Genomic DNA, 14,247 nt, shown 5'->3' with positions numbered 1-14,247 from the left:
CTCCCGTGCGGAGACCCTCATGGAGAACACGAACGAACGGCCGGGAACGTTCAGCCGTTCGGGCGATCCGGCGGATTCGGCGACCGAACCGCCTCGGGCGGCCCGATCACGCCGGCGACGATGGCGTCGACGGTGCGCTCGGCCAGCCTGTCGACCTCGTCGGCTGGAGCACCACGCAGAGGTCCGCGCAGCGCGAGCTCGGCGAATCCGTGCACGGCGGCCCAGCAGAGCCACTGCGCGCCGTCGCGTCGCTCCGCGTTCAGAACACCCGCGGAGACCAGACCGTCGAGGGCATCCCTGAGCGCGAGGTACGGGGGTGGCGGGGCCGCGGCAAGGTCCCTCGGCGTTGCGCCGCCGAAGAACACCACGGAGAACCAGCCGGGCTCGCTTCGCGCGAAGTCGATGTAGCCGCGGCCGACGGCGCGGAGTCGTTCGACGGCGGCAGCCGGTGAGGCGGAGCTGGTGGCAACTGCAGGCGCGACGCTCATCTCGCGGCCGATCCGGTCGAAGATCTCCGAGCCGACGGCATCCATGAGCGCTTGCCGGTCGGCGAAGTGTCGATAGGCCGCGTTGGCCGAGACACCGACCCGGCGGGTGACGTCCCTGAGGCTGAGGGCTGAGGGGCCGCCGGCTCGAGTCACCTCCAGCGCGGCATCCACGAGGGCTGCACGAAGGTCGCCGTGGTGGTAGGGCCTGGTCGCTGTCTCCTCGTGCATCGTCACCTCGTGCATCCTCACCTCTTGATCGCCGCCGACGTCGCTGGTAGCGTCGAAACGTCGATGTTCACACTGTATACATACGTCTCGACTCCCCTGCAAGTCACGCGCTGCAGTCGTAGTCGATCTCACTGAGGAGCCACGGATGACCACAGCATTGCCTCCCGTCGTCGACGTCGAGACCTGGCAGCAGGAGCTGGCGGAATTGCGCGTTCGCGAGAAGGCCGCCACCCGCGAGCTGGACGCCATCGCTGCCCAGCGTCGCAGGATGCCCATGGTGAAGATGCCCGACTACACGCTGGAGGGCGAGAACGGTCCTGTTCGCCTGGTCGACGTGTTCGAGGGCGCGTCGCAACTCATCGTCTACAACCACATGTGGTTCGACGATGAGGAGTGGCAGTGCCCCGGCTGCACCGGCTATACAGCGCAGTTCACGCGGCTGGAGTTCCTGCAACCCTACGACGCACGGTTCGTGATCGTGACGCAGGGGCCGATCGATCAGGCGCTGGCGTACAAGCGCAAGGTCGGCAACCGCATGACCTGGTACTCGACGGCGAACAGCCCCTTCGGAGCCGACGTGGATGCCCCGCACGGCGGCGGCTTCGGCGTCAACGTGTTCCTGCGCGACGGCGACACCGTGTACCGCACGTGGCACACGAACGGCCGTGGAACCGAGCAGCTGAGCCACACGTTCCCGCTGATCGACCTGCTGCCGTACGGCAGGCGCGAGGACTGGCAGGACTCGCCAGAGGGCTGGCCGACGGGCGAGGCTCCAGGCACGCGGTGGGGGTCGTCGCAGGATGTCGCCGCTGCGTACGGTCCCGACGCCGACTGAGCTCAGGGACAGAGCGGGCCTCGATACGCTGCTACCCCGCGGCGCGCTACTCGACCGGCGATTGCATCACTTGCGGTCGTATGCGGTCAGAAAACGATCGCGGAAGGCATCCATGCGCCAGACCGGAGCGCTCGGCGACGGGAAGACGCCAGGCTGCCAATGCCACGAGTCGATGTCCGAGATCACCGACGTGTCCTTGGAGATGATGCTGATCGGGACCTGGTGGTTCGCCCCTGCGCCGCTCACCTCGGTCGCCGGCTGATGGTCGCCGAGCACGACGAGCACCAGGTTCGGGTCGTTGAAGGTCGTCAGGAACGAGAACAGCGAGTTCATCGTGTACTGCACCGACTCGCCGTACAGCTGCTGAACGTGGCTGCGGTTCTGCCAGACGACGCTCGGCGGCAGGCCCTCGGCCGGCTGCGGGTCGTAGATGGAGCCGTCGCCGATGGATGACCACGGCACGGTGTGCGGCAGCGGGGTCCACGGCGTGTGCGACGAGACGAAGTCGATCTCGGCCATCAGCGGCTTGTGCGGCACAGCGAGCTCGTGCTGCTGGAAGAAGTTCCAGGTGTACTGGTCGGGGATGCGTCCGTAGCTGAACCGAGGTCCTGCGTAGCCGACGTTCTGCGAGTTGAGGAGCGTGTCGTAGTGGTAGAAGGACTTGCCGATCGGCCAGGGAGTGGCGTCCGACGGCACGTCGCTCACCGTGCGCCATCCGGCCTTCTTGAAAGCATCGCTGAGAGTGAAGCGGTCGCTCGACGTTGCGAGGTCGTACTTCTGCTGAGAGTCGATCCACAGGCCGGTCTGCAGGGTCGAGTGGGCAAGCCAGCTGATTCCGCCGAAGGTCGATGAGGTGAGGAACGCGCTGCGCTCCGAGTAGCCTGCCTTCGCGAGTTGGGCGTTCCCGTCGCGCAGCACCTTGTCGACACCGGGCGAGAACGAGGTGTTCTGCACGGCGACCTGACCGTAGCTCTCGATGAAGGCGATGATGACGTCTTTGCCCTTGAGCGAGGTCAGGAGATCAGATGACGGTAGCCCGGCGAACCTGTCGTTCGCCTCTGCGCGCGTGAACGCCGCCTGCTCACGTGCCGTCTCATTCGCCTGCGCGGCCTTGCTGGCGAAGGTGCCGATCGTGTCCGCGGCCGCCACCGGCTCCCCCGGCACCAGCTGCGCGCCGACCAGAGCGGCGATCACCCAGACGGCGGTCACCGTCGTGCCGCCGATCAGCGCGAAACGGCGGTGTGCACGTAACACCCGGTCGAGACGCAGAAGCGCCCACGCCACAGCGAGGAGAAGCCCGACCGCCACTACCAGCAGCAGGATCACGATCAGAGTGGCCACCAGCTGACCGGTCGAATCGCTGAGAACCCCGAACGCCGCCCCCAGCTCGGACCAGTCGGTCACGACGTTGAACGGCCGCGCCAGCGTGGTCTCGAACCCCTGGTCGAGCGCCGCCAACGCGACAGCGCCGACCAAGAACACTGAGATGAGGACGGCGACGATGCGCCGCGCGAACGGCCACGGAAGCAGGGCAAGCACGAGCAGTCCGATCACCGCCTCGATGGGCACGCGAAGGAGCGCGAGGCCGGAGTCGGAGGTGATCACCCCCGGCGCGAGCGTCACGGCGAGAAGCAGCAGTGCTGCAACTGTCGTCGCGACGATGGAGAGCACCCGGCGGGTTCTGGAAGGCGCTGTCGTCGTCATGATCGCACCTCTTTCCAGGCGGACGTGTTCACCGTTCGAGCCCACAGGGAATCGGCCGGAAGACGGTCGGGGCATCGCTCGGACAGCCCATAGCGCAGCAGCACGACGTCCCCGAGCGGCTTGGCCTCGAGCAGGCGCGCCGGGTGGTCGGCCGTCCACGCGAACCTGCCGTCCCCGAGCAGGCGAGGAGCCCGCCCGTCGCCGACGAAGAACGGCGCGACGACGAGCTGCAGCTCATCGGCCAGCCGCGAGGAGAGGAACTGCGTGTGCACCGTGCCGCCGCCCTCGACCATCACGCCGCGCACTCCTCGCTCGCCGAGGTCTCTCAGCAGGTCCTGCATGGCGACGTCATCCCCCAGCCCGATCACCGTCGCGAGCGAACCGAGCCGCCTGGTCAACTCGGGGCGTACGGAGCTCGGGCAGTAGACGAGCTTCTCGGCGTCGCCGACAGTGAAGAACCTGGCGGAGGGATCGAGGTCGCCGGTCGCCGTGACGGTCACTTTCATAGGGAGGCGCGGACGGCCGGCGGTGACCCTCGCCCTGCGACGGCTCTCGCTGCGCACGAGGAGCCGTGGGTCATCCTTGCGAACGGTGCGTGCCCCGACGAGGATCGCGTCGTTCCGCGCACGCAGCTCGTCGACGCGGTCGAAGTCCGCCGCGTTCGAGAGCGCGAGCCGTGGCGGCAGGGCACTGTCGACGTAGCCGTCGATGGACATCGCGCTGCTCAGCGTGACGTAGGGCAAGGTCATGACGACCTACCTCCTCGTGAGTGGGAAGGCGAGGCGAGAGCGGGTACCGGAGCGTTCCGGTGCCCATCACGCGACGAAAGGACGGAAGACGGTGTCGCCGCGGCGGGATGTCGACCTGTACGCATCACGGCGACGAGCGCGACCACCGCACCCGGCACCAGGGCGATCATGGCGAGCACCCCGAACGTCGTCGACGCAGCGACCCCGGCATCCGCGCCGAGGCCCGCCATCGCGAAGACCCATCCGGCGACGCCCTCGCGCGGTCCCCACCCTCCGATGTTCACCGGGATCGCACTGCCGAGCAGCACGACGAGCGCGGCGGCGATCAACTTCACGGGTGGAAGATGCTCTCCCACGGCCGCGACGGCGACCGCCAAGAGCGCAACGTGGCACGCCAGCGCGACGACCGAGGTCGCGATCACCTGCAGCAGCACCTTCGCTGAGCCGATGCCGACCCTCAGCTCAGCGAGCTCTCGGGCCACGATGCGCCGCAACGGCCGGCTCGCGACCACGACCACGATCGCGACGACGAGAACGGCGAGCCCGATCGCCAGCGCGAGGAACGCCCAGCCGGCGAACTCCGATCCCACCAACAGAAGCACGATGACGGTGAGGGTCGACTGCACGAGCTGACCGGCGACACGCTCGATCGCGACGGCTCGGGATGCCTGTGGCAGATCGCCTGCATCGCGGCCGTGCGCGACCGCGCGATGCACGTCGCCGAGCACGCCACCGGGGAGCACGGTGTTGAAGAACTGGGACCGGTAGTACATTCCGATCGCGCGCGGAAAGCTGATGCGCGCGCCGAGGCGGTTCGCGATGATCCGCCAGCGCCAGGCCAACACCGCCGTCGAGATGGCGCAGAGCACGAGTGCGGCTGCCACCGCCCTGAGGTCGATGCTCAGCACCCCCTGCACGAACGGAGCCGCTCCGACCCGCCCGACCACCGCGGCCAGCACCAGCACGCCGGCGACGGGTCGCGCCCACGCGTGGAACCGCCGGGAGCCGACGATGGCACGCAGCCGCCGCGTGACGGCACCGCCCGGCGTGCTCATCGCGGCCACGCCAGCAGATCTCGGTGCCGCACGACGGCGGAGAGGGTGCCATCCCTCAGCTGTGCACGACGAAGGTCGAGGTAGCCGCTCGCCTCGCGTCCAAGCTCGGGGTTCTGTTCGAGTGCGGCATCCACCCAGCCCTCGAACCACTCGGCCAGAAGCTGCGGCTCGTGCTGCCCAAGGCGCCACGGCGTCTCGGTCGGACGCACGTGCCAGCCCGCCTCGAGGAACAGCCCACGCGCGACGGCGACGGCGTGCGGTCCGAGAAGGCGCCTGCCGTCGGCACTGCGACGCTGGTGGGCGTTGAACGCCGCCTGGAATGTCTCGTCGAGCGGATGCCGCGGGTCGAGTCGCACCTCGCCCGTCACACTGAGACTCAGCAGCACAGGCACCCCGGTGGCCACGCACGCCGCGGCGATCGCGTGCACTTCCTCGGAGCTGAGCACGTCGAGCAGTGCGGACGCCGTGACGAGCGAAGCTCCGCGCAGATCGTCGGCACGCACCAGCCCGAGCTCACGCACCCACGTGCGCACCGACACTGGCTGCCCGTCGGCATCGGAGGGAATGCCGTCCTCGCCGGCGCGCTGCACCAGGTCGGCGTTCCAGTCGTGGAGCACCCAGGTCTGCGGGCCGGGAAGCCGAGGCGCGAGCCAGCGCATCATCGACCCGGTGCCGCTCCCGAGGTCGTGCACCAGCAGCGGCCCGTCGCTGACGAGAGATGCAGCGGCCGTGGCGAGTTCGACCGACCGGGCACGGGCATCCTCCGGCTCACGGAGCGCGAGCCACTCGGTGCTGGTCTGGATGACGTCGGTCACGATCTGCTCCCAGTCTCCATCTGTGCCGCGAGCCGTGTTCCGAGCTGCGTCCCGTTGCCGGTCATGGCGTCGCGCGGCGCCGCGAGCACCCCGGAGAGCACCGCTGCGACGGTCTCGGCGGTCTCGCGCCATCCGGGTGCCGAGCGTCGGGTGCGCATCGCCTCGGCCTTCAGCGCCTTGCGCCTCGCGGAATCCCCCCACCACTGCTGCAGCACGACCCTCAGCGCCCATGGGTCGTCGGGCGGCACAAGGATGCCCGCTCCGCTGTCGCCCAGCGCCTCAGGCAGTCCGCCGACACGGCTCGCGAGCACCGGGATGCCCCTGGCCAGCGCATCGGCAACGGCCATGCCGAACCCCTCGGCCCTGGATGGCGCCACGACGAGGTCTGCCGCTGAGTAGGCATCCTCGAGGGCTCGCCCGGTGAGAACGCCGGCGAAGCGCACTCGGTCGGCGAGGCCGGTCGACTCGACGACCGCGTTCAGCGCCTCCGCGAAGTCGGGGTCGACGTCGGGGGAGCCCACGATCGTGCACGTCCAGCTGTGGTCCTCGTCGAGGCCGGCGAGGGCGCGCACCAGCACATCCTGGCCCTTGTGCGGTGCGACGGCGCCGACGCAGAGCAGCCTTCCGCCGTCATCCGAGGCTTCGGTCGCGGGAGCCGGATCGACGCCCGGTCGGGCGATCGCGATGCGGCCGGTGTGCGCGAGGCCCTCGGCCACGAGCTCGTCGCGGATCCAACGGCTCGTCGCGACGACCGCGTCGGCTGCATCGAGCGCTCGACGCTCCCGTTCGGCGACCGCCACGCGCTCGGCCTCTGGCACGATCGACGCGGCGACCATGTGCGCGAGGACCACGAGACGAAGCCGGGCGGATTCACCCACAAGCGTGTGCGGCGACCGGGTGGCGAGCAGTCCGTCGATCAGCGCGAGCGAGCCGTCGCGCAGTCGGGCGAGTGTCGTCGACAGGTCGTCGTCGGCCTGAGGCAGCATCCGCACGTCCCAGCCGAGGCTCCTGAGCGCGTCGCGGAGGGAGACGTCGTACACGTTTCCGCCGCTGACCCGAGTCGGGTCATCCACGCCCTCCGGTACGACGAAGTGCACCGTGCCGGTCATGCACCCACCCCCGTCACAGCGTTCGCTCGTAGCTCGCCCACGCGATGTGCGACTCGTGCAGCGTGACCGCGATGGTGTCGAGCGCGCGCCCGGACTCCCCCAGTCCGCCGGCCGTCGCGCGCGCGGCGAGCTTGTCGGCGATGACTCGGCAGAGCTCCTCGGTCGTACTGTTGCGTGCGGTGAACTCCGGTGCGTCATCCAGGTTGCGATACGTGAACGCGCCGACGATCTCGCGCAGGGCAACGGAGGCGAGCCCGATGTCGACGACGATGCCGTCTTCGCTCAGCGTGCCGGCGCCGAACGATGCGTCGACGACGAAGGTGGCGCCGTGAAGCCGCTGGGCGGGTCCGAAGACCTCGCCGGCCAGACTGTGGGCGACCATCATGTGGTCTCGAACCGTCACCGTGAACGTCATGGAGCGTCCTTCCAATCGATCGTGTGGCAGAGCACAGGGCCGCCGTCCGATTCGCGCGATCCCTCGGCGACGGCGGCCATCACCCGGGGAAGATCTCGCCAGGACGAGCCACCGCTGAGCAGGGCGTCGAATGCGGGATCGCGAAGAACCCGGAGCGCGAGTGCGAGCCGGTCGCGGGTGCTGCGAGTCCCGCGGCGACGAGGGGCGACCATGCCCACCTGGCTCGAGCGGATCGAGAGTCGTCGGGAGTGGAAGTCCGCACCGAGCGTCAGGGTGACCGGCCGATCGCCGAACCACCCCGCCTCGATCACCTCGCCCTCGGTCGCGACGGACTCGAGCGCGAGTTGCAGCCCGGATGACGAGCCGCTCGCATCGATCACGACATCGCACTCCCGCGATGCGTCTGCCGGCTCCGCGAAGGCGACACCGAGCCGCTCGGCGACGGCCCGGCGTGACGGGTCGATGTCGACCAGCGTCACCTCGGTCTGCGGGATGCCGCGCAGCAGTCGTGCCACGCAGCATCCGATCATGCCGGCCCCGATCACCATGATGCGGTCGCCGATGAGCGGGGAGGCGTCCCATGCGATGTTCACCGCTGTCTCGACGGCGCCGGCGAGCACCGCACGTCGTCGCGGAACGCCGTCGGGCACCCGCACCACCGCGTCGACGGGAACCGTGAACACCGACTGATGTGGGAAGAGAGTGAACACGTTCGTGCCGACCAGCGCACTGGGACCGCGTTCCACGACCCCGACGTTCAGATAGCCGTACTTCACGGGTCCGGGGAAGTCGCCCTCCTGGAACGGGGCGCGCATGCGCTCGTGCTCGGCCTCCGGCACCTTGCCCAGGAAGACGGTGGACTCCGTGCCCCTGCTGATGCCGGTGAACGTCGTGCGCACGAGAACGTCGGGGCCGCCATCCAGACCTGCCGAGTCGGTATCGAGCGGCTGGGTGCGCAGAGCGCCCACCCCCGGACGGTCGACCCAGAACGCCGTGGCCTCGAGCACGTGTCTCCCTTCGGCCGAACCGTTCCTGTGCGAAACCTGAACCGTTCGACGGGTTGTCCCGTCTTAATCATTGAGGGCTATGAAGATGACACGAGGAAGACCGTGAGAACGGTTCATTGGATCCCGGCGACGGCCGCAGCGGCGGGTGTGGCCGGCGCCGTGCTGGTCAATACGGCCGAGCCGTTGCCGCCCGTCGGGTGGGCGGCGGCGATCGCGTACGCCATTGTCGCGAACACCCTTCTCATCGTCGGCCTGCATCGTCGGGGCGCGACAGGGTTCGGATGGGCGAATGTCGTCACGACCGTGCGCTCAACGCTTGTGGGGCTCATCACGGCGCTCGTCGCGGCGTCCTTCGTGGAGCCGATCTCCGTTCCGCTGCTCGTCGGGTTGAGCATCCCTGCGCTCGCCCTCGATGCCGTCGACGGATGGGTCGCGCGGCGCACGGCATCCGTATCGGAGCTGGGAGCTCGATACGACATGGAAGTGGATGCCTTCCTGCTGCTCGTGCTCAGCGCGTATGTCGCGCAGACGTTCGGCGGATGGGTGCTCGCCATCGGCCTGATGCGCTACGCGTTCGTTGCCCTCGGTTGGGTGCTCCCCTGGTTCCGCGCCACGCTGCCGCCGCGGTACTGGCGCAAGGTGGTGACCGCTGTGCAGGGCATCGCGCTCACGGTCGCAGCATCTGGCCTGTTGCCCGGTATCGACATCGCGCTCGTGCTCATTGCACTTCTCATGCTCGTCGAGTCGTTCGGGCGCGACGTCGTGTGGCTCGTGGTTCACCGCCCGGCACGCCGTCGCGCGCGGAAGGGCGCCGCCCTCGAAGAAGACGACGCCCTGCACGATGGTGTCGACGACGACGTGGTCGACGACGACCGTGTCGACGACGGCGGTGCAGAAGCTGCGATCAGGCGTCGCGCAGCTCGGCAATGATGACCTTCTTCTGACGCATCATCACCTGTACCTGCTCCGGGGTACGCACCAGCTCGCCCATGTTCGCAGGGATGATCTGCCAGCTGACGCCGAAGCGGTCCTTGCACCATCCGCACTGCTCGGACTCCGGCACGTGCGAGAGCTTGGACCAGTACTCGTCGATCTCATCCTGGTCTGCACACGAGACGACGAATGAGATCGACTCGTTGAACGTGAACAGCGGACCGCCGTCGAGGCACACGAAGTCGACGCCGTTGAGCGTGAACCTGCCGTTGAGCACTCGGCCCGACATCCCTTCGAAGTGCTCGTCGAGCGACTCGTCAGGGTACGTCTCGATCGAGACGATGCGGGAGTCGGGGAAGACGCTGGTGTAGTACTCCATCGCCTCACGTGCCTGGTTGTCGAACCACAGGCACGGCTGGATGGCGGAGACCTCGGACATGATGCAATCCCTTCGTTCTGGTCGTTCGTGTTCTGGTCGTTCGTGTTCTTGTCGGTTGCTGATTCGTCGGTCAGGCGTTCGCCGGCTCGGCCAGGATCGCGTCCATCTGGCCCATGGCGAGCCGCATGCCCTCTTGCATGCCCATCTCGATCAGCTGCTCGAGCTGTTCGAGGGAGGAGAAGCGGCTCAGGGTCGTCATGCGGGTACCGGCTTCGGTGGCCTCGAGGGCGACCTCGGTGCGCGTGACGGGCATCGACGTGTTCGGCTCGCCGTCGTCGCCTGAGAACCCGTCGTCGAACGCGAGGCTGCGAGGCGGATCGATGGCCACGACCGCCCACCAGCCACGTGCCTTCTCGCCGTCTGGTCCCGTCATGTAGTAGCGGGAACGTCCTCCGACGCGCAGCTCGTGCTCGTCGAATGTGGCCGGCCAGGTCGGCGGACCCCACCAGCGCTCCAGCTGACGTGGGTCCTCCCAGAGCTGCCAGACGCGCTCCGGTGAGGCGTCGAACTCCGCCACGAACGTGAGGGTCAGGTTCTCGGCGTCCTTCTCGGCGCTGATCACTGTCACGATGATGCCTTTCCTGTCGGTGTGGGGTTGGATGACGTGTTTGCGGACATTCCGCCGTCTTCGGCGAGAATGCGTTCGATGCTCGCGGTGCGCTCACGCCACAGGGACTCGTATCGCCCCAGCAGCGCGTTCGCGCGTCGCACGGTCTCTGGGATGGCCCGCACGAGCTGCTCCCTTCCCCGCCGCTCCTTGCGCACCAGCCACGCGCTCTCGAGCACGGCCACGTGCTTCTGCACAGCGGCGAAGCTCATCTCGTAGCCTCGCGCCAGTGCCGTGACGGACTGGTCGCCTGCCATCGTGCGCGCCAGGATGTCGCGGCGTGTGGCATCCGCAAGCGCACGGAAGATGCGGTCAACCTCGGCATCCGAGAGGGTGTCGACATCGCCAGTCGGTACGGCATTAATACGTACAACCATTTGGTTGTAGGTTACTGCAGGCGGGCGAGAGGGTCAAGGGGTGCGATGGCCGGCATTCCCGACAATCCTGCCGGGAATCGCTCGCTAAGCAAAGGATAATTATTGATCCTTTGGTTAAATGGAGCCATGGCTATGGATGAGGGCGGATGGCCTGTGACCTCCTACGAGCCCCGACCCTGGGTGCGCGCCGAAAACGAGGTCGGCTCGCGCCGCGAGTTGCGCCGGGCCGCGGGTGATTATCGTGCCGCCGTCCCGCCACTGATCGGACGAGCGGAGGTCGTACTCGAGCCCGAAACGCTCGCGGCCGCGGACGAGGCCAGTCATGCACTCGCTCGGTTCGACGCGGAGGCTGGAGCCTTCGTCGCACCGTTCCCGGCCATGCTGCTGCGGACCGAGTCCTCGTCGAGTTCTGAAGTGGAGAATCTGACCGCCGGCGCGAAACAGGTCGCCCTCGCTGAGATCGGCGCGGCGCGTTCCGAGAACGCACGCCTGATCGTCGCGAACACCCGAGCAATGGATGCCGCGATCGCGCTCAGCGCCGATCTCGACGAAGACGCGCTGATCGCGATGCACGCGGCGCTCCTCGATGAGACCGCACCGCAGTTCGTCGGGCAATGGCGTCAGGAGCAGGTCTGGATCGGAGGCGGCGCACTCTCACCTCATGACGCAGACTTCATCCCTCCACACCACGAGCGTGTGCCCGAACTGATGCGGGACCTGCTCGATTTCGTTGACCGCACGGATGTGCCGCTCCTTGCACAGGCCGCTATCGCGCATGCCCAGTTCGAGACCATCCACCCCTTCCCCGACGGAAACGGCCGTACCGGCCGGGCGTTGATCCACGCGATGCTCCATCGCGGCGGACTTACTCGGAATCTGACGGTGCCCGTGTCAGCGGGCCTTCTCCGTGACCCCAACGCATACTTCGAAGCACTCTCGGACTATCGCGAAGGGGACGTGGATGCCGTCGTGCACGCAATCACATACGCGAGCTTCGAGGCGATCCGCAACGGCCGGCGACTCGTTGCCGACATCAACGACATCCGCGGCGGATGGAATGAGATCATCAGAGCGCGATCGGATTCCTCGGTACATCGATTGCTGGACCTGTTGTTGGAACACCCGGTGATCACCGTCGCCATGGCAGCGAAGTCGCTCGGGATCAGCGAGGTAGCCGCCGGCACGGCGATCAACAGACTCGCCGGAACAGGCATCCTGGCTAAGGCGAGGGGCGGGAGCCGCTATCGCATCTGGCAGGCATCCGAGATCCTCGACGCCCTGGATTCGTTCGCGGCACGCGCCCGCCGCGGCCGCGTGTAGCCGTGCGGAATCGCGATCAGAACGGCGGCGGGTCGCTGTCGTAGCCGGTGGGCGTTCGAACGCGGATGCCTCCGTCGGGCTTCGGATCGAGGCGGATGCGTGTGACGGACTTGAGCCGGTGCAATCGCGGCTTCAGCGGGACCAGGTTGGCGACATCCGTCGTGCCACCGTGTTGCCATTCGACGACGTGGTCGATCTCTGCGCCCGGGGCGATGAACGGCGCGGCCGCGTCATCCAGTCCGTATCGCAGCGTCGACCACCGCCGTTGATCGGGGGAAGGCCGGTACCGCGTCGTGTCCAGCGTCAGCTGCGCCGGTCGCACCGGGTCAGCGAACACCCGGCGGAACGCAGGCGCATCGCGTAGCGCCATGCCGGCCGCACGAGGAGGAATCGGCCCGTAGCCGAGAAGCTCGGCGAATCTGCCGGAGTCGTCCATGAGCACGTAGGGCTGCACCGCGGCGGCAGACGGCGTGCTCTACCCCGACAGCCAGCCGACCAACAAGTCGGCCCTCAGCTGGTCGAGGTTGCGATGCTCGCCGGCCTCGTTCCGCAGCCGCTTCGCGGAGACGGTGAGTTGGGCGTCCACTCGCGCCGCGTCCAGAACAGGCACGTACGCGTGGATCCACGCCATGGCATCTTCGGCGGGCTCGATCACGACGCGCCGACGCTCCCGCCCGATCTCGTGGCGCTCCTGCAGCGTGTCGGCGCAGAGTCGTTCGCGCAGCACCCGACACCGGCGCGCGAACTCCCCCGGCCGCAGGCCCTCCGCAATCGCGGACAGCCGCAAGTCGTACTTCTCGATGGCGGCCTCGGCGGTGATTCCGATCGACGCCTCGACCGCAGCCCTCGCGTGCTGAGGACCGATCCTTCCTGAGACGAAGAGGTCGAGAAGACGCGGTAGCGACGTGAGGAGTACATCGCCCTGATGGGCGAGGCTCCGAACGACGTTCTCACTGAGGTGAAGCTGCTGCGCGAGGTCGAAGGCGACCGATCGCTCGGCGAAGTCGACGTCGGTGACTCCGGGTATCCGGTCAGCGGCGCCGACGGGTACGTAGATCAACGGGTTCTCTCGCGCGATCTCGAACGCCTCGCGCACGGCGAAGACCTGGCGTGCAGCTTGCTGGTTCACCATCGTCTGCGATGCCACCGCGTCATCGAAGGCGAAGCCGATCACCGTCTCCGCCGATACCGTGCTGGTCGGCGACCTCGGTGCATCCAGTGGGAACCGCTCGACGTCGTCGCCCTGTGCCCAGGCGGACTCGTCACTCCACTCGAACGCGTCACTCCACTCGAACTCGTCGCTCCATGCGGGCTCAGCGCGCGACAACGGCTCGTCGTTTCGCGTGACTTCGTCCATGACATCGACGATACGCAATACCACCGACATTCAGTCCGGCGACCGGTTCGAGGTGAACCCCCATTGATCGCCGACAGCGCCGGTAGTCGCAGGCCAGCAGGTTGTCTCCGCGTGGGGCTCAGCCGACCAGCTTTGCCAGCAGGGAGGCCAGATGGTCACGTGTGCTCGAAGCGGCGGCCTCGGAGTCCCCCTCCGAGATGGCGTCGTAGATGCCCTGATGCACGGCGTGGTCGGCGTCGTCTCCGTGGTCGCCTCTCGCGCGGAGCATGGCGATCATGGCGTCACGGCTGCGCGGGGTGAAGCTGTCGAACAGCTCGAGCAGGATCGGATTGTGAGCCGTCGCGACGATGGCGCGGTGAAAGGCGGCATCCGTGTCGACGTGTTCCTCGATCCCCTCGCGGTGCAACCCGCGAACGTCGAGCGCCCTCCCCAACCCGCGGAGCTCTGCCGGCGTTCGGCGCTCGGCAGCGAGGGCGGAAGCTTCGACTTCGATGGCGATACGAGCCTCGATGACCGCGCGGATGTCGACGGCTCGGATCTTCTGCGCCCAGTCCTCCGGAGCATCGAGCGCGATGACGAAGACGCCTGCGCCCTGCCGGGTGATGAGCACGCCGCGACCGGCGAGCTGACGAATCGCCTCGCGAACCGTGGAGCGGCCGACGCCGAGCTGCGGCCCCAGGGTGGTCTCGCCCGGCAGCTTGTCACCCAGCGCCCACTCGCCCGCGCGGATGCGCTCCAGCAGAAGCTCGGCGGCCTGGTCGGCGAGCGGCTCACGGCGAACGATGGTCATCGCCCCATCATCCCAGAAT

The 14,247-nt window shown here is 68.1% G+C and carries 17 protein-coding genes; 3 read left to right on the top strand and 14 right to left on the bottom strand.

Annotation, left to right across the window (positions count from 1 at the left end; translation table 11 throughout):
* Nucleotides 1–50: 50 nt before the first annotated feature.
* Entirely contained in the window at nucleotides 51–716 is a 666-nt protein-coding gene (locus tag ACYVDN_RS02915) for a TetR/AcrR family transcriptional regulator (RefSeq protein ID WP_460572214.1), read from the bottom strand.
* A 145-nt stretch (nucleotides 717–861) separates the two neighbouring features.
* Between ACYVDN_RS02915 and ACYVDN_RS02910 the strand changes: the two genes are divergently transcribed.
* Nucleotides 862–1,551, top strand: a complete 690-nt coding sequence (locus tag ACYVDN_RS02910) for a DUF899 domain-containing protein (protein WP_460568268.1) — start codon at nucleotides 862–864, stop codon at nucleotides 1,549–1,551.
* 66 nt (nucleotides 1,552–1,617) lie between these two features.
* On the opposite strand, the gene ACYVDN_RS02905 is transcribed toward ACYVDN_RS02910, so the two are convergent.
* From ACYVDN_RS02905 to ACYVDN_RS02875, 7 genes are read right to left on the bottom strand one after another with little or no spacing between them, the layout of a single operon-like run.
* A complete protein-coding gene (locus ACYVDN_RS02905) occupies nucleotides 1,618–3,255 on the bottom strand; it encodes an alkaline phosphatase family protein (RefSeq protein WP_460568266.1) in 1,638 nt (545 codons plus the stop codon).
* Nucleotides 3,252–4,004 carry a RibD family protein gene (locus ACYVDN_RS02900; protein ID WP_460568264.1) on the bottom strand — a complete coding sequence of 251 codons (753 nt, stop codon included), beginning with the start codon at nucleotides 4,002–4,004 and terminating at the stop codon, nucleotides 3,252–3,254. The genes ACYVDN_RS02905 and ACYVDN_RS02900 overlap by 4 nt, the downstream gene beginning before the upstream one ends.
* Nucleotides 4,001–5,059: a lysylphosphatidylglycerol synthase transmembrane domain-containing protein gene (locus ACYVDN_RS02895; protein WP_460568262.1), complete on the bottom strand. Its 1,059-nt coding sequence runs from the start codon at nucleotides 5,057–5,059 to the stop codon at nucleotides 4,001–4,003. Before ACYVDN_RS02895 ends, ACYVDN_RS02900 begins: the two co-directional genes overlap by 4 nt.
* Nucleotides 5,056–5,874, bottom strand: a complete 819-nt coding sequence (locus tag ACYVDN_RS02890; RefSeq protein ID WP_460568260.1) for an SAM-dependent methyltransferase — start codon at nucleotides 5,872–5,874, stop codon at nucleotides 5,056–5,058. The genes ACYVDN_RS02895 and ACYVDN_RS02890 overlap by 4 nt, the downstream gene beginning before the upstream one ends.
* Nucleotides 5,871–6,983 carry a glycosyltransferase family 4 protein gene (locus ACYVDN_RS02885; RefSeq protein ID WP_460568258.1) on the bottom strand — a complete coding sequence of 371 codons (1,113 nt, stop codon included), beginning with the start codon at nucleotides 6,981–6,983 and terminating at the stop codon, nucleotides 5,871–5,873. The genes ACYVDN_RS02890 and ACYVDN_RS02885 overlap by 4 nt, the downstream gene beginning before the upstream one ends.
* A gap of 13 nt (nucleotides 6,984–6,996) precedes the next feature.
* Complete coding sequence (locus ACYVDN_RS02880; protein WP_460568256.1) at nucleotides 6,997–7,398, bottom strand: 6-pyruvoyl trahydropterin synthase family protein; 402 nt, start codon at nucleotides 7,396–7,398, stop codon at nucleotides 6,997–6,999.
* Nucleotides 7,395–8,405, bottom strand: a complete 1,011-nt coding sequence (locus ACYVDN_RS02875; protein ID WP_460568254.1) for a zinc-dependent alcohol dehydrogenase — start codon at nucleotides 8,403–8,405, stop codon at nucleotides 7,395–7,397. The genes ACYVDN_RS02880 and ACYVDN_RS02875 overlap by 4 nt, the downstream gene beginning before the upstream one ends.
* 102 nt (nucleotides 8,406–8,507) lie before the next feature.
* Here ACYVDN_RS02875 and ACYVDN_RS02870 point away from each other — a divergent pair, with 102 nt between their 5' ends.
* Nucleotides 8,508–9,335, top strand: coding sequence for a CDP-alcohol phosphatidyltransferase family protein (locus tag ACYVDN_RS02870; RefSeq protein ID WP_460568252.1), 828 nt, complete (start codon nucleotides 8,508–8,510; stop codon nucleotides 9,333–9,335).
* Here ACYVDN_RS02870 and ACYVDN_RS02865 read toward each other — a convergent pair.
* The 3 genes from ACYVDN_RS02865 to ACYVDN_RS02855 form a co-directional block, all read right to left on the bottom strand.
* The gene (locus tag ACYVDN_RS02865; protein WP_460568250.1) at nucleotides 9,310–9,777 is read right to left on the bottom strand and encodes a VOC family protein; all 468 of its coding nucleotides are present in this window, start codon (nucleotides 9,775–9,777) and stop codon (nucleotides 9,310–9,312) included. The two genes, ACYVDN_RS02870 and ACYVDN_RS02865, sit on opposite strands and share 26 nt — an antisense overlap.
* A gap of 70 nt (nucleotides 9,778–9,847) precedes the next feature.
* Nucleotides 9,848–10,345 (bottom strand): SRPBCC family protein, encoded by a 498-nt coding sequence (locus ACYVDN_RS02860; protein WP_460568248.1) that lies wholly within the window; start codon nucleotides 10,343–10,345, stop codon nucleotides 9,848–9,850.
* Nucleotides 10,342–10,761, bottom strand: coding sequence for an ArsR/SmtB family transcription factor (locus ACYVDN_RS02855; RefSeq protein ID WP_460568246.1), 420 nt, complete (start codon nucleotides 10,759–10,761; stop codon nucleotides 10,342–10,344). The genes ACYVDN_RS02860 and ACYVDN_RS02855 overlap by 4 nt, the downstream gene beginning before the upstream one ends.
* Before the next feature lie 126 nt (nucleotides 10,762–10,887).
* Here ACYVDN_RS02855 and ACYVDN_RS02850 point away from each other — a divergent pair, with 126 nt between their 5' ends.
* Complete coding sequence (locus ACYVDN_RS02850; protein ID WP_460568244.1) at nucleotides 10,888–12,081, top strand: Fic family protein; 1,194 nt, start codon at nucleotides 10,888–10,890, stop codon at nucleotides 12,079–12,081.
* Between the two features lie 16 nt (nucleotides 12,082–12,097).
* On the opposite strand, the gene ACYVDN_RS02845 is transcribed toward ACYVDN_RS02850, so the two are convergent.
* From ACYVDN_RS02845 to ACYVDN_RS02835, 3 genes are all read right to left on the bottom strand, one after another.
* Entirely contained in the window at nucleotides 12,098–12,517 is a 420-nt protein-coding gene (locus tag ACYVDN_RS02845) for an HNH endonuclease signature motif containing protein (protein ID WP_460572212.1), read from the bottom strand.
* A 39-nt stretch (nucleotides 12,518–12,556) separates the two neighbouring features.
* Nucleotides 12,557–13,438, bottom strand: coding sequence for a 13E12 repeat family protein (locus ACYVDN_RS02840; RefSeq protein ID WP_460568242.1), 882 nt, complete (start codon nucleotides 13,436–13,438; stop codon nucleotides 12,557–12,559).
* A gap of 118 nt (nucleotides 13,439–13,556) precedes the next feature.
* Entirely contained in the window at nucleotides 13,557–14,228 is a 672-nt protein-coding gene (locus ACYVDN_RS02835; protein ID WP_460568240.1) for a FadR/GntR family transcriptional regulator, read from the bottom strand.
* Between the last annotated feature and the right edge of the window lie 19 nt (nucleotides 14,229–14,247).

Source organism: Humibacter soli (genome assembly GCF_054779035.1).
This window is presented reverse-complemented; position numbering and strand designations above follow the sequence as displayed.